At 71.6% G+C, this 25,256-nt stretch carries 22 protein-coding genes and 1 riboswitch; of the genes, 19 read left to right on the top strand and 3 right to left on the bottom strand.

What is annotated here, in order from left to right:
* Window positions 1-117 precede the first annotated feature (117 nt).
* From hpnC to AB0J02_RS04835, 12 genes are all read left to right on the top strand, one after another.
* Window positions 118-1,011, top strand: a complete 894-nt coding sequence (gene hpnC, locus AB0J02_RS04780) for a squalene synthase HpnC (protein ID WP_363192207.1) — start codon at window positions 118-120, stop codon at window positions 1,009-1,011.
* Entirely contained in the window at window positions 1,008-1,958 is a 951-nt protein-coding gene (hpnD, locus tag AB0J02_RS04785; RefSeq protein WP_363192120.1) for a presqualene diphosphate synthase HpnD, read from the top strand. Before hpnC ends, hpnD begins: the two co-directional genes overlap by 4 nt.
* 166 nt (window positions 1,959-2,124) lie before the next feature.
* Entirely contained in the window at window positions 2,125-3,558 is a 1,434-nt protein-coding gene (gene hpnE / locus AB0J02_RS04790) for a hydroxysqualene dehydroxylase HpnE (RefSeq protein ID WP_363192121.1), read from the top strand.
* Between the two features lie 62 nt (window positions 3,559-3,620).
* A complete protein-coding gene (locus tag AB0J02_RS04795) occupies window positions 3,621-4,679 on the top strand; it encodes a polyprenyl synthetase family protein (protein WP_363192208.1) in 1,059 nt (352 codons plus the stop codon).
* A 103-nt stretch (window positions 4,680-4,782) separates the two neighbouring features.
* Entirely contained in the window at window positions 4,783-6,792 is a 2,010-nt protein-coding gene (gene shc / locus AB0J02_RS04800; RefSeq protein ID WP_363192122.1) for a squalene--hopene cyclase, read from the top strand.
* On the top strand, window positions 6,792-7,457 hold the full coding sequence (locus tag AB0J02_RS04805; protein ID WP_363192123.1) for a 1-hydroxy-2-methyl-2-butenyl 4-diphosphate reductase: 666 nt from the start codon (window positions 6,792-6,794) through the stop codon (window positions 7,455-7,457). The genes shc and AB0J02_RS04805 overlap by 1 nt, the downstream gene beginning before the upstream one ends.
* A gap of 5 nt (window positions 7,458-7,462) precedes the next feature.
* Entirely contained in the window at window positions 7,463-8,485 is a 1,023-nt protein-coding gene (gene hpnH, locus AB0J02_RS04810; RefSeq protein ID WP_363192124.1) for an adenosyl-hopene transferase HpnH, read from the top strand.
* A gap of 7 nt (window positions 8,486-8,492) precedes the next feature.
* On the top strand, window positions 8,493-9,659 hold the full coding sequence (ispG, locus tag AB0J02_RS04815) for a flavodoxin-dependent (E)-4-hydroxy-3-methylbut-2-enyl-diphosphate synthase (RefSeq protein WP_363192125.1): 1,167 nt from the start codon (window positions 8,493-8,495) through the stop codon (window positions 9,657-9,659).
* A gap of 35 nt (window positions 9,660-9,694) precedes the next feature.
* On the top strand, window positions 9,695-11,614 hold the full coding sequence (gene dxs / locus AB0J02_RS04820; protein ID WP_363192126.1) for a 1-deoxy-D-xylulose-5-phosphate synthase: 1,920 nt from the start codon (window positions 9,695-9,697) through the stop codon (window positions 11,612-11,614).
* Complete coding sequence (locus AB0J02_RS04825) at window positions 11,611-12,996, top strand: aspartate aminotransferase family protein (protein ID WP_363192127.1); 1,386 nt, start codon at window positions 11,611-11,613, stop codon at window positions 12,994-12,996. The genes dxs and AB0J02_RS04825 overlap by 4 nt, the downstream gene beginning before the upstream one ends.
* A 72-nt stretch (window positions 12,997-13,068) precedes the next feature.
* A complete protein-coding gene (locus AB0J02_RS04830; protein ID WP_363192128.1) occupies window positions 13,069-13,704 on the top strand; it encodes an XRE family transcriptional regulator in 636 nt (211 codons plus the stop codon).
* Window positions 13,697-13,870, top strand: coding sequence for a DUF6126 family protein (locus AB0J02_RS04835; RefSeq protein WP_363192129.1), 174 nt, complete (start codon window positions 13,697-13,699; stop codon window positions 13,868-13,870). The genes AB0J02_RS04830 and AB0J02_RS04835 overlap by 8 nt, the downstream gene beginning before the upstream one ends.
* A 6-nt stretch (window positions 13,871-13,876) precedes the next feature.
* On the opposite strand, the gene AB0J02_RS04840 is transcribed toward AB0J02_RS04835, so the two are convergent.
* Window positions 13,877-14,674: a tyrosine-protein phosphatase gene (locus tag AB0J02_RS04840; RefSeq protein WP_363192130.1), complete on the bottom strand. Its 798-nt coding sequence runs from the start codon at window positions 14,672-14,674 to the stop codon at window positions 13,877-13,879.
* 366 nt (window positions 14,675-15,040) lie between these two features.
* Window positions 15,041-15,226, top strand: a riboswitch (cyclic di-AMP (ydaO/yuaA leader).
* A gap of 3 nt (window positions 15,227-15,229) precedes the next feature.
* Between AB0J02_RS04840 and AB0J02_RS04845 the strand changes: the two genes are divergently transcribed.
* The 3 genes from AB0J02_RS04845 to AB0J02_RS04855 all read left to right on the top strand — a co-directional run bounded on the left by AB0J02_RS04845 (window position 15,230) and on the right by AB0J02_RS04855 (window position 17,840).
* Window positions 15,230-15,982, top strand: coding sequence for a LysM peptidoglycan-binding domain-containing M23 family metallopeptidase (locus AB0J02_RS04845; RefSeq protein WP_363192131.1), 753 nt, complete (start codon window positions 15,230-15,232; stop codon window positions 15,980-15,982).
* A gap of 121 nt (window positions 15,983-16,103) precedes the next feature.
* Window positions 16,104-16,922, top strand: a complete 819-nt coding sequence (locus AB0J02_RS04850) for an SGNH/GDSL hydrolase family protein (RefSeq protein WP_363192132.1) — start codon at window positions 16,104-16,106, stop codon at window positions 16,920-16,922.
* 153 nt (window positions 16,923-17,075) lie between these two features.
* On the top strand, window positions 17,076-17,840 hold the full coding sequence (locus tag AB0J02_RS04855) for an SIMPL domain-containing protein (RefSeq protein WP_363192133.1): 765 nt from the start codon (window positions 17,076-17,078) through the stop codon (window positions 17,838-17,840).
* A 38-nt stretch (window positions 17,841-17,878) separates the two neighbouring features.
* Here AB0J02_RS04855 and AB0J02_RS04860 read toward each other — a convergent pair whose 3' ends face one another.
* On the bottom strand, window positions 17,879-18,511 hold the full coding sequence (locus AB0J02_RS04860) for a TetR/AcrR family transcriptional regulator (RefSeq protein WP_363192134.1): 633 nt from the start codon (window positions 18,509-18,511) through the stop codon (window positions 17,879-17,881).
* Between the two features lie 49 nt (window positions 18,512-18,560).
* Window positions 18,561-19,766 (bottom strand): Glu/Leu/Phe/Val dehydrogenase dimerization domain-containing protein, encoded by a 1,206-nt coding sequence (locus AB0J02_RS04865; protein ID WP_363192135.1) that lies wholly within the window; start codon window positions 19,764-19,766, stop codon window positions 18,561-18,563.
* 159 nt (window positions 19,767-19,925) lie between these two features.
* Here AB0J02_RS04865 and AB0J02_RS04870 point away from each other — a divergent pair, with 159 nt between their 5' ends.
* From AB0J02_RS04870 to AB0J02_RS04885, 4 genes are all read left to right on the top strand, one after another.
* Window positions 19,926-21,143 carry an MBL fold metallo-hydrolase gene (locus AB0J02_RS04870; protein ID WP_363192136.1) on the top strand — a complete coding sequence of 406 codons (1,218 nt, stop codon included), beginning with the start codon at window positions 19,926-19,928 and terminating at the stop codon, window positions 21,141-21,143.
* 204 nt (window positions 21,144-21,347) lie between these two features.
* Entirely contained in the window at window positions 21,348-21,737 is a 390-nt protein-coding gene (locus AB0J02_RS04875; protein WP_363192137.1) for an SAV_915 family protein, read from the top strand.
* The gene (lysA, locus tag AB0J02_RS04880) at window positions 21,734-23,074 is read left to right on the top strand and encodes a diaminopimelate decarboxylase (RefSeq protein ID WP_363192138.1); all 1,341 of its coding nucleotides are present in this window, start codon (window positions 21,734-21,736) and stop codon (window positions 23,072-23,074) included. Before AB0J02_RS04875 ends, lysA begins: the two co-directional genes overlap by 4 nt.
* Window positions 23,075-23,420: 346 nt before the next feature.
* Window positions 23,421-25,223 (top strand): ATP-binding protein, encoded by a 1,803-nt coding sequence (locus tag AB0J02_RS04885; protein ID WP_363192139.1) that lies wholly within the window; start codon window positions 23,421-23,423, stop codon window positions 25,221-25,223.
* Window positions 25,224-25,256: the final 33 nt, after the last annotated feature.

Consider the following 25,256-nt stretch of genomic DNA (forward strand, 5'->3'; position numbering starts at 1 on the left):
AGGTCTGCAGTGTAGAACGGGAGATGTGACGGCAATGGCTACGGAAACTCTCCAGGTCCACGAGGCTTTCGCCGTCGTTCCGGAAGCGGACCGCGCGCGGTGAGCGCAACGCCCCGTGTGCGCCCGGAGTCCACGAAGACCCCGGAGAGCGCCACCCTCGACAAAGCCGCCGACGAGAACTTCCCGGTGGCCCCCTTCTTCCTCCCGCGTGCCTGGCGGGACGACCTGATGGCCGTGTACGGATTCGCGCGCCTGGTCGACGACATCGGCGACGGAGACCTCGCCCCGGGCGGCGCCGACGCCCGTCTCCTCGGTGTCCCACCCGAACAGGCCGACGACCGGCTCGCGATGCTGGACGCCTTCGAGGCCGACCTGCACCGGGTCTTCGACTCGACGCCCGGACATCCGCTGCTGCGCGCTCTGCAGCCCACCGTCCGGCGCCGCTCGCTCACCCCGGAGCCGTTCACCGGCCTCATCGAGGCCAACCGTCAGGACCAACTCGTCACGCGCTACGAGACCTACGACGACCTGCTCGCCTACTGCGAGCTGTCCGCCAACCCGGTCGGCCGTCTCGTCCTCGCCATCACCGGAACCGCGACTCCCGAGCGCGTCCGCCGCTCGGACGCGGTCTGTACCGCACTGCAGATCGTCGAGCATCTGCAGGATGTCGCCGAGGACCTGGGGCGTGACCGCATCTACCTTCCCGCCGAAGACATGAAACAGTTCCACGTGCAGGAGTCGGATCTCGCCGCACCGACCGCAGGCGCATCGGTGCGCGCGCTGGTCGCGTACGAAGCGGAACGCGCCCTCCGGCTCCTGAATGAAGGCACCCCCCTCGTGGGTAGCGTCCACGGCAGGCTGAAGCTGCTGCTGGCCGGGTTCGTGGCCGGGGGGAAGGCGGCGGTTCACGCGATCACCGCCGTTTCGTACGACGTCCTTCCTGGACCACCCAAACCCACCAAGCTCCAGCTGCTGCGCGAGGTGGGAGCGACTCTGCGAGGAGAGGGGTGAGCAAAACCGTGGAGTCTGACCTGCAAGTGTCGGCACCGGTGCTCGCCGCATACAGCTACTGCGAGACCGTCACCGGCCAACAGGCGCGAAACTTCGCCTACGGCATCCGACTGCTGCCGACCGCGAAGCGGCGGGCCATGTCGGCGGTGTACGCGTTCTCGCGCCGTGTCGACGACATCGGCGACGGCACACTGGCACCGGACGTGAAGGCGCACCGGCTCGACGAGACCCGGGCGCTGCTCGGCCGGGTCCGCGACGGCAAGGTCGACGAGGACGACACCGATCCGGTGGCCGTCGCGCTCGCGCATGCCGCCGACCGGTTCCCGATCCCGCTCGGCGGGCTCGACGAGCTGATCGACGGCGTCGTGATGGACCTGAACGGCGAGACCTACGAGACGTGGGACGACCTGAAGGTGTACTGCCGGTGCGTCGCCGGCGCCATCGGACGGGTCTCCCTCGGCGTGTTCGGGACCGAACCGGGGGCGCGCGGCGCCGAACGGGCGTCCGAGTACGCCGACACGCTCGGGCTCGCACTCCAACTGACCAACATCCTCCGCGACGTTCGCGAGGACGCCGCCGACGGGCGTACCTATCTGCCCGCCGACGACCTGGCCAAGTTCGGCTGCTCGGCCGGATTCAACAGCTCCGTGCCGCCCGCCGGTTCCGACTTCGCCGGGCTCGTGCACTTCGAAGTGCGCCGGGCCCGCGCACTGTTCGCCGAGGGGTACCGGCTCCTGCCGCTGCTCGACCGGCGCTCCGGTGCCTGCGTCGCCGCCATGGCCGGGATCTACCGGCGCCTGCTCGACCGCATCGAGCGCGAGCCGGAGGCCGTACTGCGCGGCCGTGTCTCGCTGCCCGGGCACGAGAAGGCGTACGTCGCCGTGCGAGGCCTCTCCGGGCTCGACGCGCGCACCGTCTCCCGAGCCGCGCTCAGGAGGCGCGCCTGATGGGCATTCCGGTGCTCCCTGTCGGCTTCGGCCCCAAGTGGCGCGCAACCCTCCAGGGTGGCTCGGCGTCCCTGCATGCAACGGCCCGCCGAACGTTCGTCACACCAGTCGAACCCCGCCGCACGCTGGCCGTACGCACCACAGGCAGCACCGAGGGGGAGGGCGCATGAGCACCGGCGACACGGCACCGGAAGCGCACGACGCGGATTCCGCCGCGTCCCGACGCAGGCCCGCCGCGGTGGTGATCGGCGGTGGGCTCGCAGGGGTGACGGCGGCGCTCTCGCTCGCCGACGGCGGCATGGACGTCACGCTCCTCGAAGGACGGCCCCGCCTCGGCGGTCTGGCCTTCTCCTTCCAGCGCGGCGACCTCACCGTCGACAACGGTCAGCACGTGTATCTGCGCTGCTGCACCGCCTACCGCTGGTTCCTGGACCGCATCGACGCCACGTCGCTGGCGCCCGTGCAGCAACGTCTCGACGTGCCCGTGCTCGACGCGGACAGAAACCGGCTGGGCCGACTGCGGCGCACCGCGCTGCCCGTGCCGCTGCATCTGGCCAAGAGCCTGGCCACCTACCCGCATCTGTCACTGGCCGAACGTGCCAACGTCGGACGAGCCGCGCTCGCCCTCAAGGGCCTGGACCCCACCGATCCGGCGCTCGACGAGCGGGACTTCGGCTCCTGGCTGGCGGAACACGGTCAGTCGCAGCGGGCCATCGAGGCGCTGTGGGACCTGGTCGGCGTCGCGACCCTGAACGCCGTGGCGGGTGAGTCCTCGCTGGGTCTCGCCGCCATGGTGTTCAAGACCGGGCTGCTGTCCGACCCGGGTGCCGCCGACATCGGCTGGGCCCGCGTACCCCTCGGTGAACTCCACGACACTCTCGCCCGCAAGGCGCTCGACTCCGCGGGCGTACGCACCGGACTCCGTACACGCGTCACCTCCATCTCCCGCATGGAGAACGGCCGTTGGAGCGTCGAGGTTCCCGAAGGACCGGACACTTCCGGCCAGATCCTCGACGCCGACACCGTGGTGCTCGCCGTACCGCAGCGCGAGGCGCACGGCCTGCTTCCGGAGGGCGCGCTCGACGACGCCGACCGGCTGCTGTCCATCGGCACCGCGCCGATCCTCAACCTGCACGTCGTCTACGACCGCAAGGTCCTCAAGCAGCCCTTCTTCACCGCGCTCGGCTCCCCGGTCCAGTGGGTCTTCGACCGGACCGAGGCTTCGGGGCTGACCGAGGGGCAGTACCTGGCCGTGTCGCAGTCGGCCGCGCAGGACGAGATCGACCGGCCCGTCGCCGCGCTGCGTGAGCGCTACCTCCCCGAACTGGAGCGGCTGCTGCCCGCCGCGCGCGGCGCCACGGTGCGCGACTTCTTCGTCACCCGGGAGCGGACGGCCACCTTCGCGCCGGCCCCCGGCGTCGGAGCCCTGCGGCCCACGGCCCGCACCAATGCCCCCGGCCTCTACCTGGCCGGCGCGTGGACCGCCACCGGGTGGCCCGCGACCATGGAAAGCGCGGTCCGCAGCGGTACCAGCGCCGCGGACGCGGCACTCGCCGCACTCGGCCGCCCGCGCGGCCATCTGTTCCGGGAGGCGGCGTGAGCGTCGAAGTCACCCAGGCCGCAACGCCGACATCGGTTAATCAAGGAGAGACTGTGCCACCTGTGCCCTCGGCCGGAACGGCTGCCGACGCGGTGGACGTGACCGCGCTTCTGGAGCGCGGCCGCACCCTGGCCACTCCGGTGCTCAAGAAAGCCGTGGACCGCCTCGCGCCGCCCATGGACACCGTCGCCGCCTACCACTTCGGCTGGATCGACGCGGCGGGCAACCCCTCCGACGGCGACGGCGGCAAGGCGGTGCGCCCCGCGCTCGCCGTGCTCTCCGCGCAGGCCGCGGGCGCCGAGCCCGAGGTCGGCGTGCCCGGCGCCGTCGCGGTCGAGCTCGTCCACAACTTCTCGCTGCTGCACGACGACCTGATGGACGGCGACGAGCAGCGCCGGCACCGCGACACCGTGTGGAAGGTGCACGGCCCCGCGCAGGCCATCCTGGTCGGCGACGCCCTGTTCGCCCTCGCCAACGAGGTGCTCCTGGAGATCGCCTCGGTCGACGCGGGCCGCGCCACGCGCCGCCTCACCACCGCCACCCGGGCCCTGATCGACGGTCAGGCCCAGGACATCTCCTACGAGCACCGCGAGCGCGTCAGCGTCGAGGAGTGCCTGGAGATGGAGGGCAACAAGACCGGCGCCCTGCTCGCCTGCGCCTCCTCCATCGGCGCGGTCCTCGGCGGCGCCGACGACGTCACCGCCGACGCCCTGGAGCGGTACGGCTACCACCTGGGCCTCGCCTTCCAGGCGGTCGACGACCTGCTCGGCATCTGGGGCGACCCCGAGTCCACCGGCAAGCAGACCTGGAGCGACCTGCGTCAGCGCAAGAAGTCGCTGCCCGTCGTCGCCGCGCTCGCCGCGGGCGGCCCGGCCTCCGAGCGCCTCGGCGAACTCCTCGCCGCGGACGCCAAGAACAACGATTTCGACAACTTCTCCGAGGCGGAGTTCGCCGCCCGAGCCGACCTCATCGAGAAGGCCGGCGGGCGTGAGTGGACCACCGAGGAGGCCCGGCGCCAGCACACTGTCGCCCTCGAAGCCCTGGACTCCGTCCAGATGCCGGACCAGGTGCGCGCCCAGTTCGCGGCGCTCGCGGACTTCGTCGTCGTACGAAAGAGATGATCATTATCGGCCGCATATGACTCGCAGTCGCCGGCCGGTGTCCCTCCAGGGCATCGGCCGACGGTTACCCAGCAGAGAAGAAGCACTGCACGAAGGGATAGCCATGACAGCGACGACCGACGGAAGCACCGGAGCCGTAACTCCCGAGGCGACCTCGGCCACCACTGCCCATCTGACCGAAACGACCCCCGAGGCGGCCGGGACACCCAGCGCCGCCAACCGAGCCATACAGCGCGCCACGGACTTCCTGCTCGCGAGGCAGGACGCCCAGGGCTGGTGGAAGGGCGACCTCGACACCAACGTGACGATGGACGCCGAGGATCTGCTGTTGCGCCAGTTCCTGGGCATCCGCGACCGGGCCACCACCGACGCCGCCGCCCTCTTCATCCGTGGAGAGCAGCGCGAGGACGGCACCTGGGCCACCTTCCACGGCGGACCCGGCGAACTCTCCACCACCATCGAGGCGTACGTCGCCCTGCGGCTCGCCGGGGACACCCCCGACGATCCGCACATGGCCAGGGCCTCCGCGTGGATCCGCGAGCGCGGCGGCATCGCCGCGAGCCGCGTCTTCACCCGGATCTGGCTGGCCCTGTTCGGCTGGTGGAAATGGGACGACCTCCCCGAACTCCCGCCGGAGCTCATCTACTTCCCGAAGTGGATGCCGCTCAACATCTACGACTTCGGATGCTGGGCGCGGCAGACGATCGTGCCGCTCACCATCGTGTCCGCGAAGCGTCCGGTGCGGCCCGCGCCGTTCCCGCTGGACGAGCTGCACATCGACGCCCGCGACCCCAACCCGGCCAAACCCCTGGCCCCGGTGGCGAGTTGGGACGGGGCCTTCCAGCGGCTCGACAAGATCATGCACGGCTATCAGAAGGTCGCCCTCAAGCGGCTGCGCAAGTCCGCCGTCAACGCCGCGGCCCGCTGGATCATCGAGCGGCAGGAGAACGACGGCTGCTGGGGCGGCATCCAGCCTCCCGCCGTCTACTCCGTGATCGCCCTGCACCTGGTCGGGTACGACCTCGAACACCCGGTCCTGAAGGCCGGGTTGGCGTCCCTCGACCGGTTCGCCGTGTGGCGGGAGGACGGGGCCCGGATGATCGAGGCCTGTCAGTCCCCGGTGTGGGACACCTGCCTGGCGACCATCGCGCTCGCCGACGCCGGACTGCCCGCCGACCATCCGAGCCTCGTCAAGGCCGTGACGTGGATGATGGACGAGCAGATCGACCGGCCCGGCGACTGGTCCGTGCTCAAGCCCCAACTGGAGCCGGGCGGCTGGGCGTTCGAGTTCCACAATGACAACTACCCCGATATCGACGACACCGCCGAGGTCGTGCTCGCACTGCGCCGGGTGGACCACCCGGACAAGGCGCGGGTGGAGAAATCCATCGAGCGCGGGGTGCGCTGGAACCTCGGCATGCAGTCGAAGAACGGGGCGTGGGGCGCCTTCGACGTCGACAACACCAGCCCCTTCCCCAACCGGCTGCCGTTCTGCGACTTCGGCGAGGTCATCGACCCGCCGTCCGCCGACGTCACCGGGCACGTCGTGGAGATGCTCGCCATCGAGGGCAAGTCGCACGACCCGCGCACCCGGCGCGGCATCGAGTGGCTGCTCGCCGAACAGGAGGAGAACGGCGCCTGGTTCGGCCGCTGGGGCGTCAACTACATCTACGGAACAGGGTCGGTGGTGCCCGCGCTGACCGCGGCGGGGCTGCCCGTCTCGCATCCCGCGATCCAGCGGGCCGTCAGCTGGCTCGCCTCCGTCCAGAACGAGGACGGCGGCTGGGGCGAGGACCTGCGCTCGTACCGTTACGAGGACTGGAAGGGCCACGGGGTCTCCACCGCCTCGCAGACCGCCTGGGCGCTGATGGCGCTGCTCGCGGCCGGTGAGCGGGACTCCAAGGCCGTCGAGCGCGGGATCGAGTTCCTCGCCGAGACCCAGACCGAGGACGGCACCTGGGACGAGCCGTACTTCACCGGCACCGGCTTCCCCTGGGATTTCTCGATCAACTACCACCTGTACCGGCAGGTCTTCCCGCTGACCGCGCTCGGCCGCTACATCCACGGCGAGCCGTTCGCCGACCGGGCCGCCACCGCGGCCAAGGGGGGCTGATGTCCCGGAACCGGGCGGCTCCGCCGCCGGGGAGCACGCCGCTGATCGTCGCGTGTGCGCTGGGTATCGAGCACCTCGCCCTGCGTACCGGGAGCCGCGGCGGACCGAGCGCCCCGGTGACCGTGCTGCGTACGGGTATGGGACCCAGGGCCGCCGAACGGGCGCTGACGCGCGCGCTCGGTGACGCCGCGCTCGGTGACGCCGCCGTGGTCGCCACCGGCTTCTGCGCGGGCCTCGCGCCCGGGATGCACCCCGGGGACCTGGTCGTGGCCGAGGAGACCCGCGACGCACATGGCCGTACGCCGTGCGCGGGTACGGACCTCCTGGTCAAGGAGCTGGTCAGGGCCGTGCCCGGCAGGACCGTGCACGCGGGTCCGCTCACCGGTTCCGATCACGTCGTACGTGGTCACGAGCGTGGCGCTCTGCTCGCCACGGGCGCGATCGCGGTCGACATGGAGTCCGCGGCCACGCTGCGCACGGCCGTGGCGGCCGCCGGATCGGACGGCCGTCCGGTTGCGGCCGTCCGGGTGGTCGTCGACGCTCCAGAACATGAACTCGTCCGGATCGGCACGCTTCGCGGTGGACTATCGGCTTTCCGTGTCCTTCGTGCCGTCCTTCCCGCATTTTTCGAATGGCACCGTTCTTTGCTGCTCCCTCGGAGGTGAGCCAGATGGCCATGCCGCTCCGCCAGTCCATCAAGGTTGCGACGTATCTCGCTGAACAGAAGATCCGCAAGCGGGACAAGTTCCCGCTCATTGTCGAATTGGAGCCGCTTTTCGCCTGCAATCTGAAGTGCGAGGGCTGTGGGAAGATCCAGCACCCGGCCGGCGTGCTCAAACAGCGCATGCCGGTCGCGCAGGCCGTCGGCGCCGTCCTGGAGTCCGGCGCCCCGATGGTCTCCATCGCCGGCGGCGAGCCGCTGATGCACCCTCAGATCGATGAGATCGTGCGCCAGTTGGTCGCCAAGAAGAAGTACGTCTTCCTCTGCACCAACGCGATGCTGATGCGCAAGAAGATGGACAAGTTCACGCCGTCGCCGTACTTCGCGTTCACGGTGCACATCGACGGCATGCGCGAGCGCCACGACGAATCCGTCGCCAAGGAGGGCGTGTTCGACGAGGCGGTCGAGGCGATCAAGGAAGCCAAGCGGCGCGGCTTCCGGGTCACCACGAACTCGACCTTCTTCAACACGGACACCCCGCAGAACATCATCGAGGTGCTCAACTACCTCAACGACGACCTCGCGGTCGACGAGATGATGATCTCGCCCGCCTACGCCTACGAGAAGGCCCCCGACCAGGAGCACTTCCTCGGCGTCACGCAGACCCGCGAACTCTTCAAGAAGGCGTTCTCGGGCGGCAACCGGCGGCGCTGGCGGCTCAACCACTCGCCGCTGTTCCTCGACTTCCTCGAGGGCAAGGTCGACTTCCCGTGCACCGCGTGGGCCATCCCGAACTACTCGCTCTTCGGCTGGCAGAAGCCCTGCTACCTGATGAGCGACGGGTACGTGCCGACCTACCGCGAGCTCATCGAGAAGACCGACTGGGAGGCGTACGGCCGCGGAAAGGACCCGCGCTGCGCCAACTGCATGGCGCACTGCGGCTACGAGCCGACCGCCGTCCTCGCCACCATGGGCTCCCTCAAGGAGTCCCTGCGCGCGATGACGGAGACCGTCGCCGGGAACCGTGGGTGACGATGCCATGAGTTCCGGAGAGCCAGTCTCACTGGGCCTCCCCGAGGTACCGGTCCGACCCATCGCTGAACGGCGCGTCAGCCGTCAGATCCAGGTCGGACCGGTGGCCGTGGGAGGCGGCGCGCCGGTGTCCGTGCAGTCGATGACGACGACGCGGACCTCGGACATCGGGGCCACGCTGCAGCAGATCGCCGAACTGACCGCCTCCGGCTGCCAGATCGTGCGCGTCGCGTGCCCCACCCAGGACGACGCGGACGCGCTCGCGACGATCGCGAGGAAGTCGCAGATCCCCGTCATCGCGGACATCCACTTCCAGCCGAAGTACGTGTTCGCCGCAATTGACGCCGGGTGCGCGGCAGTTCGCGTGAACCCGGGCAACATCAAGAAGTTCGACGACCAGGTGAAGCAGATCGCGCGGGCCGCCTCCGACGCGGGCACGCCGATCCGGATCGGGGTCAACGCGGGCTCGCTCGACCGGCGGCTGCTGCAGAAGTACGGCAAGGCGACGCCGGAAGCGCTCGTCGAATCGGCGCTGTGGGAGGCGTCGCTCTTCGAGGAGCACGGGTTCCGCGACATCAAGATCTCCGTCAAGCACAACGACCCCGTGGTGATGGTCAACGCCTACCGGCAGCTCGCCGCGGCGTCCGACTATCCGCTGCACCTCGGGGTGACGGAGGCCGGCCCGGCCTTCCAGGGCACCATCAAGTCCGCTGTCGCCTTCGGGGCGTTGCTCGGCGAGGGCATCGGCGACACCATCCGCGTCTCGCTGTCCGCGCCGCCCGCCGAGGAGGTGAAGGTCGGCATCCAGATCCTGGAGTCGCTCGGCCTGCGGCAGCGGCGCCTGGAGATCGTGTCCTGTCCCTCGTGCGGGCGCGCCCAGGTCGACGTGTACAAGCTCGCCGACGAGGTGAGCGCCGGGCTCGACGGCATGGAAGTGCCGCTGCGCGTGGCCGTCATGGGCTGCGTCGTGAACGGTCCGGGCGAGGCGCGCGAGGCCGACCTCGGCGTCGCCTCCGGCAACGGCAAGGGGCAGATCTTCGTCCGGGGCGAGGTCATCAAGACCGTGCCCGAGTCGAAGATCGTGGAGACGCTGATCGACGAGGCGATGAAGATCGCCGAGCAGTGGGAGAAGGACGGCGTCGCGTCGGGTGCGCCCGACGTCACCGTGAGCTGAGTTCGCAGGTACTCGAACGGGAAGGGGGCTCGAGCGTGACGATTCTGGAGACCATCCGGGGGCCGCGTGACCTGAAGGCGCTGAGCGAGGAGGAGCTCGACGAACTGGGCGTGGAGATCAGGGAGTTCCTGATCCACGCGGTCGCCAGGACCGGCGGTCACCTCGGGCCCAATCTGGGCGTGGTGGAACTCTCCATGGCGCTGCACCGGGTCTTCGAGTCGCCCGTCGACCGGATCGTCTGGGACACCGGCCACCAGAGCTACGTACACAAGCTTCTGACAGGGCGTCAGGACTTCTCGAAACTGCGCGGCAAGGGCGGGCTCTCCGGCTATCCGTCACGCGAGGAGTCCGAGCACGACATCGTGGAGAACAGCCACGCCTCCACGGCCCTCGGCTGGGCCGACGGGCTCGCCAAGGCGCGCCAGGTGCAGGGGGAGCGCGGGCACGTGGTCGCCGTCATCGGCGACGGGGCGCTCACCGGCGGGATGGCCTGGGAGGCGCTGAACAACATCGCGGCCGCCAAGGACCGGCCGCTGATCATCGTCGTCAACGACAACGAGCGCTCGTACGCGCCGACCATCGGGGGTCTCGCGAACCATCTGGCCACCCTGCGCACGACGGACAGCTACGAGAAGGTGCTGGCCTGGGGCAAGGACGTACTGCTGCGCACGCCTGTGGTCGGGCACACGGTGTACGAGTCGCTGCACGGCGCGAAGAAGGGCTTCAAGGACGCGTTCGCGCCGCAGGGCATGTTCGAGGACCTCGGTCTGAAGTACGTAGGTCCGATCGACGGCCACGACGTGGGCGCGGTGGAGTCCGCGCTGCGCCGGGCAAAACGATTCCACGGCCCGGTACTTGTGCACTGCCTGACCGAGAAGGGGCGCGGCTACGAGCCCGCGCTCGCGGACGAGGCCGACCGCTTCCACACCGTGGGCGTGATGGACCCGCTGACGTGCGAACCGCTCGCTCCGTCCAACGGGCCGTCCTGGACCTCCGTGTTCGGGGACGAGATCGCGGCGATCGGCCGGGAACGCGAGGACGTCGTCGCGATCACCGCGGCGATGCTGCATCCGGTGGGTCTGACGAAGTTCGCCCAGGAGTTCCCGGGCCGCGTCTGGGACGTCGGGATCGCCGAACAGCACGCCGCCGTGTCCGCCGCCGGGCTGGCCACAGGCGGTCTGCATCCGGTCGTCGCCGTCTACGCGACGTTCCTCAACCGCGCCTTCGACCAGCTCCTGATGGACGTCGCGCTGCACAAGTGCGGCGTGACGTTCGTGCTCGACCGGGCCGGCGTGACCGGCGTCGACGGGGCCTCGCACAACGGCATGTGGGACATGTCGATCCTCCAGGTCGTGCCGGGCCTGCGGATCGCCGCGCCGCGCGACGCCGGCCAACTCCGCGCGCAGCTGCGCGAAGCCGTGGCCGTGGACGACGCGCCGACCATGCTGCGCTTCCCCAAGGAGTCCGTGGGGGCGCCGGTCCCGGCGGTCGACCGGGTCGGCGGCATCGACGTACTGCACCGGTCGGACGCGGCACGCGTGCTGCTCGTGTCCGTCGGCGTCATGGCGCCCGTCTGCCTGCGGGCCGCCGAGCTGCTGGAGGCGCGGGGAGTCAACTGCACGGTGGTGGACCCGCGTTGGGTGAAACCGGTCGACCCGGACCTCGTGCCCCTGGCGGCGGAGCACGAACTCGTCGCCGTCGTCGAGGACAACAGCCGGGCGGCGGGCGTCGGTTCGGCCGTCGCGCTGGCACTCGGCGAGGCCGAAGTCGACGTGCCCGTACGGCGGTTCGGCATCCCCGAGCAGTTCCTGGGGCACGCCAAGCGGGCCGAGGTGCTCGCCGACATCGGCCTCACCCCGGTGGAGATCGCGGGACGGATCAGCACGAGCCTGAAACTGAAAGCCAGCAAGAAAGCCAGCACATCCGAGCAGGCCGGCAAGGAGAACAACGTATGACCAAGGAGTTCGACCTCGGTACGCTGCTGGCCGAGCGCGGCGCCGAACGGTACGAGCTGCACGCCAAGTACCTCAACCACCAGCTGCCGAAGATGCTCCACACCATCGGTTTCGACAAGGTGTACGAGCGGGCCGAGGGTGCGCACTTCTGGGACGCGGACGGCAACGACTACCTCGACATGCTCGCCGGCTTCGGCGTCATGGGCCTGGGCCGCCACCACCCCGTCGTACGCAAGGCGCTGCACGACGTACTGGACGCCTCGCTCGCCGACCTGACCCGGTTCGACTGCCAGCCGCTGCCGGGCCTGCTCGCCGAGAAGCTGCTGACGCACAGCCCGCACCTGGACCGGGTGTTCTTCGGCAACAGCGGGACGGAGGCGGTGGAGACCGCGCTGAAGTTCGCCCGCTACGCGACCGGGAAGCCCCGCGTCCTCTTCTGCTCGCACGCCTTCCACGGGCTGACCACCGGCTCGCTGTCGGTCAACGGCGAGGACGGCTTCCGGGACGGCTTCGCGCCGCTGCTGCCCGACACGGCCGTGCCGCTCGGCGATCTCGACGCGCTGGCAAGGGAGTTGAAGAAGGGCGACGTCGCGGCGCTCATCGTCGAACCGATCCAGGGCAAGGGCGTGCACGAGTCGCCGCCCGGTTATCTGCGGGCCGCGCAGGACCTCCTGCACCAGCACAAGGCGCTGCTCATCGCGGACGAGGTGCAGACCGGCCTCGGCCGCACCGGCGACTTCTACGCGTACCAGCACGAGGACGGTGTCGAGCCGGACCTCGTCTGCGTGGCCAAGGCGCTGTCCGGCGGGTACGTGCCGGTCGGCGCGACGCTCGGCAAGGACTGGATCTTCAAGAAGGTCTACTCGTCCATGGACCGGGTCCTCGTCCACTCGGCGAGCTTCGGGGCGAACGCGCAGGCCATGGCCGCCGGGCTCGCCGTCCTGTCCGTCATGGAGGGCGAGGAGACCGTCGCGAACGCCCGCGCCATGGGCGAGCTGCTGACGGCGCGGCTCACCGCCCTCATCGACCGCTACGAGCTGCTCAGCGACGTCCGCGGCCGCGGCCTGATGATCGGCATCGAGTTCGGCAGGCCCAAGTCCCTGAAACTGCGCAGCCGTTGGGCCATGCTGCAGGCCGCGCGCAAGGGCCTGTTCGCGCAGATGGTGGTCGTGCCGCTGCTGCAGAAGCACCGGATCCTCACGCAGGTCTCCGGCGACCACCTCGAAGTCATCAAGCTGATCCCGCCGCTGGTGGTGGACGAGGCCGACGTCGAGCGGTTCGTGGAGGCGTTCACCGCCGTGATGGACGACGCGCACAGCGGTGGCGGGCTGATGTGGGACTTCGGCAAGACCCTGATCAAGCAGGCGGTCGCCAACCGCTGACCGCAGCTCGTCGGATTTGCCTCCGGGGCAATAAATTTGCCCCTCGGGCAGGGCTCTGGCTGAATCGACCGTATGAGTCCTGCCCTCCCGGAGGAGGCACCGGAACCCCCGGAGCTGCCCGCCGTCGCGCCCCAGCTGCGTGCCCTGCGCCGCCGCGCCGCCCTCACCCTGGAGGTCGCCGCCCGCTCCGCGGGCCTGTCACCGGCGCATCTGTCGCGTCTGGAGACCGGGCAGCGGCAGCCGTCGCTGCCGATGCTGCTCGCCCTTGCCCGTATCTACGGTACGACGGTCTCCGAACTGCTCGGCGAGACCCCCGCCGACCGCGACGCCGTGGTCCGGGCCGACGCCATGGAGGCGACCGAGGCCGGCGGCTGGACGTACTTCCAGGCGGGTTCTCCCGGCCGCGGCATGCAGGCCCTGCGGGTCCACGTGCCGTACGGATCGCAGGGCGACATCGTGCGCGTGCACCCCGGCGAGGAGTGGCTCTACGCCCTCGAAGGGCGGCTGCGACTGCGCCTCGGGGACACGTCCTACCGGCTCGACCCCGGGGACAGCGCGCACTTCGACTCGCTCACCCCGCACCGGATCGCCGCCGCGGACCGGGGCGGGGCCGAGCTCCTGTTCGTACACACCCTGCTGCAGAGCCCGACCGCCGCGCTGTGCCTCGGCCCCGCGGCCGGTCCGATCCGGGAGGCCCGACATGGCTGACGTGAGTGACGCGACCGAGCACGGCGCCGGGGAACAGCCCGCCCGGCGGGACATCGAGGACAAGCTGCCGCGCGGTATCTGGGTGCGGGTCCTCGTGTACGTCTTCGCGGGACATGCCTTCGCCGCCTTCGTCTACCTGCTGTTCACGCTGGGCGGGGGCCAGTAGCGCGGCTCAGACGAGGAGGCGCTCGCGCAGCCGGTCGCGGTCGGCCGCGGTGAGCCCCAGACCCTCTTCGAAGTAGCGGTCCGCGCCGCCCCAGGTCTGCTCGATGGTCTCGAAGGCCGCGTGCAGGTAGGCGGCGCGGGCGTCGAAGAGCGGGCTGAGCAACTCCATGACCTCGGGGGAGTAGGCGTCGCTCGCCGCGCTGCTGCGGCGCACCTTGTAGCGGCGGTGCTTCGCGTTCGACTCCAGGTAGTCCGTCTCGATGGCGTCGCGCTCCACGCCGACGGCGAGCAGCGTCACCGCGATCGACAGGCCCGCGCGGTCCTTGCCCGCCGCGCAGTGCATCAGGGCGGGCACGCTGTCCTCGGCGAGCGCGTGCAGCACGCGGCTGTGCTCGGCGGTGCGCAGGGAGATGATCGAGCGGTACGACGTGATCATGCGGTTCGCCGCGCGGCCTTCGGACAGGAGGGTGCGCAGCTGGTCTATGTCCCCGTCGCGGACCATCTGCCAGAACTCGGCGCCGTCGGCGGGGTCGGTCAGCGGCAGGTTCACATTGCGCACGCCCGGCAGTTCGACGTCGGCGCCCTCGAGGCGCTGGTCCGCGGCGTTGCGGAAGTCGAAGACGGTGTGCAGGCCGAGCCCGGCGAGGAACGCCGCGTCCTCGGCGGTGGCGTGGGCGAGATGGCCGCTGCGGTAGAGCACGCCCGGACGCACGCGCCGGCCGTCCACGGTCGGGAGACCGCCCACATCGCGGAAGTTGCGCACTCCGGACAGCTCGGGCTCGGTGGACGGGGCGTGCTGTGTCACGGGGGCTCCTCCCGGTCGGGCTCCGGCGTCGCTCGCCGGCGGACGCGCTCCTGACGATACGACACGGGTTCCCGAGTAAACCATCTGTCCGTTTTGCTCATACTTCACATCAACCGTCCGTAAATAAAGGGACATTGGGTACAGGCGCGTGAGCAGGCTCATAGCCGTAACGGTCCGTGGTGGCCGCCGGAAATTCTCTTCCTCTGAATTCCTGAAAGTAAGGCGCCGGCAAAGCCCCTGAGTCGACGCAGGGTGACACAGAAAACGCCCAGACGATCAAGAAAGCGGACCCAGAGGTGATTTCGGCGCTTGTCACCGCCTTTCGCGCTGCCTTACGGTCGCCACTCACTCCGGACGGAACGCCTAGTCCTGCCACCGCCCGGAATTCCGAACAACGACCCGTGACGGCAGGAACGGGGGACCCACAGGCAGTGCGCCGCCGAGGGAATTCCCCATGCGGCTAGGGGTGAAGTCGTGTCCGTGAAAGGGCCCGGCCGGGCAGCTCCAGCCCGAACCCGACAGCTCACCTCGTAGGCGACGGAGAGGAAACTCGTCATGCCCGCCAAGGGAAAGCACCGCCGCCCCAAGTCCCAGCGCGTCACCCGCGCCGCCGCCGTCGCGTCGGCCGGTGGCGCCGCGCTCGCCCTGCCGCTCATCGGTGCCACCGGCGCCCACGCGGCGACCGACTCCGCCTCGACCGACGCGAAGACGTACACCGTCAAGTCCGGTGACACGCTCTCGAAGATCGCCGACGCGCAGAACGTCGACGGCGGCTGGCAGAAGCTGTACGACGCCAACAAGGACGTCGTCGGCTCCGACGCGGGCGTCATCAAGCCGGGCATGAAGCTCACCCTGAACGGCGCGGCCGCGAGCACCGCCTCGGCCTCCCGGGCGAGCAGCACCGCGGACTTCGTGAAGCCCGTCGACGGCTCCATCGGCACGCCGTACCACTCGTCCGGTTCCATGTGGTCCAGCGGCTACCACACCGGCACCGACTTTGTCGTGCCCACCGGCACCGCCATCAAGGCGGTCGGCGCCGGCACCGTCGTCTCGGCCGGCTGGGACGGCGCCTACGGCAACGAGGTCGTCATCCAGCACGCCGACGGCCGCTACTCCCAGTACGCCCACATGTCCTCGCTCGGCGTCTCCGCGGGGCAGACCGTGACCGCGGGCCAGCAGATCGGCCTCTCCGGCGCCACCGGCAACGTGACCGGCCCGCACCTGCACTTCGAGATCCGTACGTCCCCGAGCTACGGCTCGGACGTCGACCCGCTGGCGTACCTGCGCGAGCACGGCGTCTCGATCTGATTCGAGCGCGATCCGATCGGCTCCCGGGTTATTCCCCGGGAGCCGAGTGCGTTTTCTCACCGCTCGTCAACCCCTGGTTACGGTCGCGTAGGCCACACCCGAGGGTGAAAGATGTGTGGTCGTGGCAAACGAATCGAGATCATTCAGCGGCGGCACGATTCGGTCCTACGCGGCGGTGGGGGACAGCTTCACCGAAGGCGTCGGGGACCCCGGGCCGGACGGCAGCTTCGTGGGGTGGGCCGACCGGCTCGCCGTCCTCCTGGACGACCGCGTGGCCGAGGACACCTTCCAGTACGCGAACCTCGCCGTGCGCGGCAAGCTCATCGACCAGATCGTCGAGGACCAGGTCCCGCGGGCCGTCGAGCTCGCCCCCGACCTGGTGACGCTGGTCGCGGGCGGCAACGACATCATCCGGCCCGGCACCGACCCGGACGACGTGGCCGAGCGCTTCGAGAAGGCCGTGGCACGCCTCGCCGGGGCCGCCGGGACCGTCATGGTCGCCACCGGCTTCGACACCCGCGACGTGGCCGTCCTCAAGCACATGCGCGGCAAGATCGCCACGTACAACATGCACATCCGCGCGATCGCCGACCGCTACGGCTGCCCGGTGCTCGACCTGTGGTCCCTCAGGTCCATCCAGGACCGCCGGGCCTGGGACGAGGACCGCCTCCACCTGTCCGCCGAGGGACACACCCGGGTCGCCCTGCGCGCGGGGCAGGCGCTCGGTGTCGACGTGCCCGCCGACCCGGAGCAGGCCTGGCCGCTGCTCCCGCCGCGCGGCACGTTCGAGGTGCGGCGCGACGACATCCACTGGGCGCGCGAGTTCCTGGTGCCGTGGATCGGGCGGCGGCTGCGCGGGGAGTCCTCCGGCGACCGCGTGGTGGCCAAGGGCTTCGTGGACCCGCACACGATCAAGATGCATCTGGAGTCCGCGTCCTGATCCCTCCGCTCCCCGATGAACCCGTCTGATTGTCGTTCTGATCCCCGACGGGGTGACCGGGCGGAGTGGCGTGACGGGGCCGGGCGGGTGCGGGTGCTGGGATGTCGGCTGCCCGCCGCGCCGGCGGGCCCGACCGGGAAGGACCCCGATCCCATGTCTGCACTGCCTCTACGCACCCGGCACCGTGCCGCCCTCGCCGGAGCCCTGCTCGCCGTCATGCTGCCGGCGGTGCCCGCCGCCGCCGCGCCGGAGGCACCGGCCGCCGCCGCCGTCGCGGCGCCGAAACCCGCGACCCTGACGGTGACCGGTGAGGGCCGGGCCAGTACGGCCCCGGACATGGCGACCGTGACGGCGGGCGTCGAGGCCACCGGGCCCACGGCCAAGGACGCCCTGGCCGCCCAGAGCCGCGCCGCGGACGCGCTGCCCGCCGCGGCGCGCGAGGCGGGCGTCGCCGACCGGGACATCCGCACGGACCACCTCGCCGTCTCGGCCGTGTACGAGACCGGTCCCGAGCCGGGCGCGACGACGCGGGTCATCGGTTACCGGGCCGTGCAGTCGTTCTCCGTCAAGGTCCGCGACGTACGGCGGACCGGCGAGGTCATCCAGGCGATCACGGACGCGACCGGCGACGCCGTCCGGGTCGACGCGGTCGTCTTCGACGTCGCCGACCCGAGCCGGCTGCGCGCCGCCGCCCGGGCCGCCGCGCACACCGACGCCCACGAAAAGGCCGTGCAGTACGCCGAGTTGAGCGGGCACCGGCTCGGCCGGCTCGTCTCGCTGACGGAGGGCGCGAGCGGCCGCCCCCGGCCGGTGGAGGTACCCCCCGCGGCCTTCGAACAGTCGGCGGCGAAGGTCCCGGTGGCGCCCGGCGAGATCGAGGACGAGGTGAGCGTGACGGCGGTGTACGAGCTGAACTGACAGCCACTGCGCCGGCATGCGCTGTGCCGCGCTGTCGTCTACGGCAGACCCTGGACCGGCTGGCGCGTCAACTCCGCCCGGTCCAGGCCCAGTTCACGGGCGAGCGCTTCGTCCACCCACTCTTGCGTGCGGGCCCGGGAGACCGCCCCCTCGTACGCCGTCATCTGCACGGCGAGCCCGTCGAGCAGGGCCGTCAGGCGCAGCGCCGTCGCCGTCGGGTCGGGGCAGGTGAACTCGCCCGCCGCGACGCCCTCCGCGACGACCTCGGTGAGCGCGGCCTTCCAGCGCTTGTCGAGGTCGCGGGTGACCTCGCGCAGCGCCGGTTCGCGCAAGGACGCCGCCCAGCCCTCGATCCACAGCCGCCAGCCCTTGGCCCGACCCGTCGGCGCGTACCAGCGCACCGCCGCCCGGAGCCGCTTGAGAGCCGTGGTGCGACGGGCCAGCAGCTTGGACAGCCGCGCGAGATCGTCCTCCGCCGCGTACGTGAAGGCGGCCGAGACGAGCTTCTCCTTCGTCGAGAAGTGGTACAGCACCAGCGCGTTGCTCACGCCGAGCGCCGACGCCACGTCGGCGATGCGCACGGCCGCCACCCCGCGCGCCTCGATCTGCTCGATGGCGGCACGCAACAGCTCTTCGCGCCGCTCGGGCACGCTCAACCGGACTCTGGCCACGCGGCCACCCTAGTTCTTCACCCGCGGACCGGCGGTGGGCCGGGCGCGGTCACCCGTACCAGCCGAAGCGCTCCGCGATGACGGGCAGCCGGTCGGCGACGATGGCGTGCGCGGCGGCCCGCGGGGTCGTCCCGTCGGCCTCCGCGCGGGTCAGTACCTGGTCGATCAGGGCGCGCATGGAACGCCGTGTGTACGCGAACGCCTCGTCCGCGTCCGCGCCGATGTCACCGAACAGGGTCCACCACCACCAGGCGTTCGTCCCGGAGTTGACGACGACGTCCGGCAGCACGGTGATGCCGCGCCGGGTGAGCAGTTCCTCCGCGTCGGGGAGGACCGGCATGTTGGCGGCCTCCACGATCCAGCGGGCCGTGATCCGCTCCTGGCCGGCGGCGTCGATCGCGTACGACACCGCGGCCGGTACGAGCACCTCGGCGTCGGCCGAGAGCCAGGCGTCACCCGGCAGGTCGCGGTCCTCGGGGCGCAGCGCCGGGCGGTGCACCGTGCCGTACGCGTCGCGCGCGGCGAGCAGGGCCTCCACGTCGAGTCCCTCGGGGTTCGCCACCGTGCCCTTGAGGTCGGCGACCGCGACCACCTTCAGCCCCGCCCGGGAGAGGAAGCGCGCCGTGGCGCCGCCCATCGTGCCCAGACCCTGGAGCGCGACCCGGGTACCCGCGTGCGGGAGTCCGGCGCGGTCGAGCGCCACGAGCACCGACTCGGCGACACCGCAGCCGCCCACGAGTTCGTCCAGGCCGATCCCGTCGACATCGACCGCGAACGCGTCCGCGAGGCGTTGCCGGGCGGCCCGCTCGTCGTCGAGCAACGGATACACGGCCTGGATCGAGGAGACGAGGCCGGCCTCGGCGGCCGCCTCGTCGACGAGGTCCTGGGTCAGGCCCAGGTCCTCGCCCGTGGTCCAGAAGGACTCGATGTAGGGCCGCATGGCCCGCAGGTAGCGCACCAGTACGCCGTACGCCTCCGGGGAGCGCGGGTCGCAGTCGATGCCGCCCTTGGCGCCGCCGAGCGGGATGTACCGCCCCTGCGGGTTGTAGTGCAGGGCTTCCTTCATCGTCATGCCGCGCGCGAGTCCCGCGACCTCGTCGAGCGTGCAGCCGCGGCGCATCCGCAGGCCGCCGCTGGAGACGCCGCGCACCAGGCGGTCCACCACCAGGTAGCCGGCGCGGCCCGTGACGTGGTCGGTCCAGGTCAGCTGGATCAGCGGCGTCGTGGGCTGCCCGGCGGGCGTGGCGGCGGTCATGGGTTCCCGGTCATCTCCTCGGCGTGGGCGTACTGAATCGTCAGTCAGTATCGGAAGGGGGTTCGAGCCCTGTCAATGCCGTTGGCACCGAATGCCGGATCAGTCGCGACGCGGTGGTGCAGGGGGCGGCGGGGCGCGCTGTCACAGGGGCGGCACATAATGGAGGACCCTGATCGATCAACGGGAGGCGCTGTGCCACGTTCCCTGAGTCCCAGGCTGCGGTCGCTGCAGCCTGCCGCGTTCGGCGCCGAGGCCACCGGCGCGCGCCTGGAGCGGATCCGCAAGTCGCCGAACTTCGCCGACGGGCAGTTCCAGAACCCGGAGGGGGCGCGCACCCGGCCCGACGGCTCCGTGCTCGACTTCGCGAAGGTCTACTTCCGTAAGGAGGAGCGGGCTCTGCGCGCTCCGGCCGGCACGGTGCCGGTGCACGCCACGACCTTCGCCGATCTGGCGAAGCCGGCCGCGAGCGGGCTGCGCATCACCTGGATGGGGCACTCCAGCGTGCTCGCGGAGATCGACGGGGTGCGGGTGCTCTTCGACCCGGTGTGGGGCGAGCGCTGCTCCCCGTTCGCCTTCGCGGGCCCCAAGCGGCTGCACCCCGCGCCGCTGCCCCTCGCGGCGCTCGGCCCGGTGGACGTGGTCGTCATCTCGCACGACCACTACGACCACCTGGACATGCCCACCATCAAGGCGCTCACCGGGACGGACACCGTCTTCGCGGTGCCGCTCGGCGTCGGCGCGCACCTGGAGCACTGGGGCGTCCCGGCCGACCGGCTGCGCGAGCTGGACTGGCACGAGTCGACCGAGGTCGGCGGGGTGACGCTGACGGCCTCGCCCGCCCGTCACTTCTGCGGCCGCGGCCTGCGCAACCCCCAGCACACCCTGTGGGCGTCCTGGGTCGTCGCGGGTCCTGAGCACCGGATCTACCACAGCGGTGACACCGGTTACTTCCAGGGCTTCCGGGAGATCGGCGCGGAGCACGGGCCGTTCGACGTGACCATGATCCAGGTCGGTGCCTACTCCGACTTCTGGCCGGACATCCACATGACGCCCGAGGAAGGCCTGCGCGCCCACCTCGATCTGCAGGGCGCGCGGCCGCACGGCGTGCTGATGCCGATCCACTGGGGCACGTTCAATCTGGCGCCCCACGCGTGGGCCGAGCCCGGCGAATGGTCCATGGACGTGGCGCGGGACGCCGGACAGGCACTCGCCACACCGCGTCCGGGCGAGCCGTTCGAGCCGTCCGGGGAGCTCCCGGCCGAGGCCTGGTGGCGCGGGGTGACCGGCCCCGTCGCCCGCTCCTGGCGCCGCGTCGCGCCGACCCTGACGGAGGGCGGCCCGGCCCCGACGGAGCTCGACCTGGCGGGCGATCGCTGACCCGGGACGGGTGCGCGCCGGGGCGCTGCCGGACCACCTCCGTCAGCATCCCGTCAGAGGCGGGCCCCTTGCCGTAAGCGTCGCGTCATGAGGCGTCGGAACCCCCTGTACCGCGGGCATAGCGTCAGCAGCACGCCCCGGCCTTCCCTTCGGTGAAGGCCGGGGCGTTCCTGCCCGCATCGAGGATTCTCCAGGGGGAGTCCCATGAACGACCCGCAGTGCGCCGAAGACCCGGAGCCTTCCGAACGGAACCCGGCCGGACCGCTCCACGTTCCCGTCCGGCCGGGCCCCGCGGGGTGCGCCGCCCGCATGTTCCGTACCCCGCTCGGCGAACGTACCGCCGTCGGATTCACCAGCCGCGAGCGCCTGACCGCGACGCTGGGCGAGGACCAGAGGTGGATCAGGCTCGGCGAACCCGCGCTGCGCGCCCTGGCCGGACTCCTCGGCGTCACCGCCGTCACCGTCGATCCCACGTTCTCCGCCCCCGCGACCGCCGTCCCGCTCGCCCGCCGCGGCGGCAGGAAGGCCGGAGGCCGGTGGCAGCAGCAGGTGACCGGCGTGGCACGGCTGGACGAGGGAGTTCGCACATCATGACCATCACGCACCCGCACACTCCCGCCACGGCCCCCGCTGTCGACGACCTGTCGGTGTGGCCGGCCTCCACCGACCGCGGGCCGCACGGTGACCTCGCCGTCGGCGGGGTCCCGCTCGCCGCGGTCGCCGAACGGTTCGGGACACCCGCCTATGTGCTCGACGAGGCGGAGGTGCGCGAGCGCTGCCGCACCTACCGCGCCGCGTTCCCGGACGCGCACGTCCTCTACGCGGCCAAGGCGTTCCTGTCGCGGGCCATGGTCCACTGGGTCGACGAGGAAGGGCTCGGGCTCGACGTGTGCTCGGCCGGCGAGCTCGAACTGGCCGTCACCGCGGGCTTCCCCGCCGAGAAGATCGTGCTGCACGGCAACGCCAAGTCACCGCACGACATGGAGACCGCCCTGCGCCTCGGCGTCGGCCGCGTCGTCATCGACAGCCCGTCCGAGATCGCCCGGCTCGCCGCCGCCGTCGGACCGGACGGGCACCAGAAGGTGATGGTGCGCATCGTGCCCGGCATCACCGCGGGCGGCCACGAGAAGATCCGCACCGGCACCGACGACCAGAAGTTCGGCCTGTCCCTGACCGACGGCTACGCGCACCACGCGATCGCCCGCGTCCTCGACCAGCCACAGCTCGAACTCACCGGCCTGCACTGCCACTTGGGCTCCCAGATCACCACCGTCAAGCCCTACCTCACCGCGGTGCGCCGGATGGTCGGACTCATGGCCCGGATCCGCGACAGCCACGGCGTCGTCCTGCCGGAACTCGACATGGGCGGCGGCCACGGCATCGCCTACCGGCCCGGCGAGGACTCCCTGGACATCGCCGGGCTGGCCCGCCGGATGCGCGCCGAACTCGCCGAGAGCTGCGCGGGCGCCGCACTGGCCGTGCCCCGGCTGCTGATCGAACCCGGCCGGGCGGTCGCCGGTCCCGCGGGCGTCGCCCTCTACCGCGTGCTCGCGGTCAAGCACACCGGCGAGAAGGTGTTCGTCGCCGTCGACGGCGGCATGAGCGACAACCCGCGGCCCGCTCTGTACGGGGTGCGGTACGCGCCGCGCCTGATCGGCCGCCACTCGGGCGCCGCGGCCGCCACGACGACCGTGGTCGGGCGGCACTGCGAGGCGGGCGACGTGCTGGCCGCGGACGTCGAACTGCCGGGCGACATCCACCCCGGCGACCTGCTCGCCGTCCCGGTGGCCGGCGCGTACCACCTCTCCATGGCCTCCGGCTACAACCTGGTCGGCCGCCCGCCCGTCATCGCCGTCGCCGACGAGCGCGCCCGCCTGCTGGTGCGCCGCGAATCCCTCGACGACTACCGCAGCCGCGACATCGGCCTCTGAGCCCAAGGGGCGACGGCCCCCGGACGAAGGCCCACCTCCGGGCGAGTGCTGCCCCGCACTCGCCCGGAGTCGTCGGTTCCCGCTCCTCCAGGATCGACAGTCGCGGCCCCACCTCGTCCGGGCCGCGGGCCGCACACCCCGGCAACGGGGCCACTCGGCGTAATCGGTCGGCTGTGCGAGGACTCATACCAGAGCGGGACGTCAGCCACCGGAGTTTGGCAACTGCCCACCGCACATGAAGCGTTGCCGACTACCGTGAGTGCTCGCCGAGCGACGCCCGGTTGATCTTTTCTGCCGTCGCCCGGCCTGCCCCCTGCCCCCAGAGAACCGTGGACGAGGACGCCGTATGTCTCAGCTTCGCCAGTCGGCCGCCCGCGCAGAGCGTCGCGAAGGCGGTCGGCACGGCAGGCCGACGGGGCGGGCCGCGCCACGTCCGGCCGAGACCCACATACGGCCCCAGCTGCTGCGGCTGGCCGTGCTGCCGCCGCTCGCGGTGGCGCTCAGCGCGTGCGCGGCCGTCCTGTTCGCCGTACGGTCCACCGGGGCGCGCCCCGGCCCCGCCCTGTGGAGCGTGCTCGCCGGCGCCTGCCTCGTCACGGTCGCGGGCATCGTCATAGCCGCGATCGCCGCCGACCGGGCCGCCGCCACTGTGCGCGACCGCGTCATCGCGCTGCGCCGCACCAGCGCCCGCGGCCAGGCCGAACTGCGCGGGCTCGTCGAGCAGTTGCGCAAGGGCGAGGCCCCGCCACCGCGCCGCGCCCCCAAGGCGCCCGCACCCGGCGCCGACGACCTCGACCAGCTCGCCGCCGACCTCTCGCGCGCCCAGGACGTCGCCGTCACCGCGGTCGTCCAGGCCACCCAGCTCTCCAGCCAGGCGGGCAGCCAGCAGAAGGTCGAGGTCTTCGTGAACCTCGCCCGCCGCCTGCAGTCCCTGGTGCACCGCGAGATCTCCATCCTCGACGACCTGGAGAACGACGTCGAGGACCCCGATCTGCTCAAGGGCCTCTTCCACGTCGACCACCTCGCCACCCGCATCCGGCGGCACGCCGAGAACCTCGCGGTGCTCGGCGGCGCCGTCTCCCGGCGCCAGTGGAGCCACCCCGTCTCCATGACCGAGGTGATGCGCTCCGCGATCGCCGAGGTCGAGCAGTACTCGCGGGTCAAGCTCGTGCCGCCGATCGACGGCACACTGCGCGGGCACGCGGTCGCCGACTGCATCCACCTGCTCGCCGAACTCGTCGAGAACGCCACCGTGTTCTCCGCCCCGCACACTCAGGTGCTGCTCCGCGCCAACCTGGTGACCTCCGGCCTCGCCGTCGAGGTCGAGGACCGGGGCCTCGGCATGCCGCTCACCGAACAGCACAAGATGAACGCGCTGCTCGCCGACCCCGACCAGGTCAACGTGGACAGCCTGCTGCGGGACGGGCGCATCGGCCTGTTCGTGGTGTCGCAGCTCGCCCGGCGACACGGCATCACCGTACGGCTGCAGACCAACATCTACGGGGGAATCCAGGCCGTACTCGTCCTGCCGCAAGGCCTGCTCGGCATGGACCAGGAGGAGCCGGCCTCCCGGGTGCGCCGGGCCGCGGCCGCGGCGACCGCCGACAGCGTGCTCACGCCCGGCGCCGCCGCGGCGCACGGGCCCAGCGCCCTCGGGCACCCCCGCGACGCGGGACCGGAAGCACCGCCGATGGCGCGGCCCGCCCCGGTGGCACCCCACGGGGGCGTCGCCGCGATGCCGCGGCAGCCACGTATCGCACCAGCACCACCGCCCGGCCCCGCGCCCCTTCCCCAGCGCCACGGCGGCGACCCGAGAGCCACTCCCGCCGACGCCCTGCCCGGCATCCGCCCCGAGGACCGGGAGAGCACGCCCGAGCACACGGCGACCCCGCCCATCCCGGTCAACGGCGCGGTGCGCGACACCATGGAGCGCCCCGGCCTCCCGCGCCGCAGAGCCCAGGAACACCTCGCGCCACAACTGCGCGGCGGTCCCGCACCACGCCAGGACGACGAGCCGCCGGTCGGCCACGACCCCGGGCTCATGGCCGCCTTCCAGCGCGGCATCACGCTCGCCGAGGCGGCCGGACCGCGTGAGATGCCGGGCGAGACGCCGGGGGCCGGGGACGACGAGGGCGGTCGTGCCGGATGACCTTCGCCCGGGCCGCCCCGCACCACGCGGTGA

Source organism: Streptomyces sp. NPDC050264, assembly GCF_040655895.1.
GTDB lineage: Bacteria > Actinomycetota > Actinomycetes > Streptomycetales > Streptomycetaceae > Streptomyces.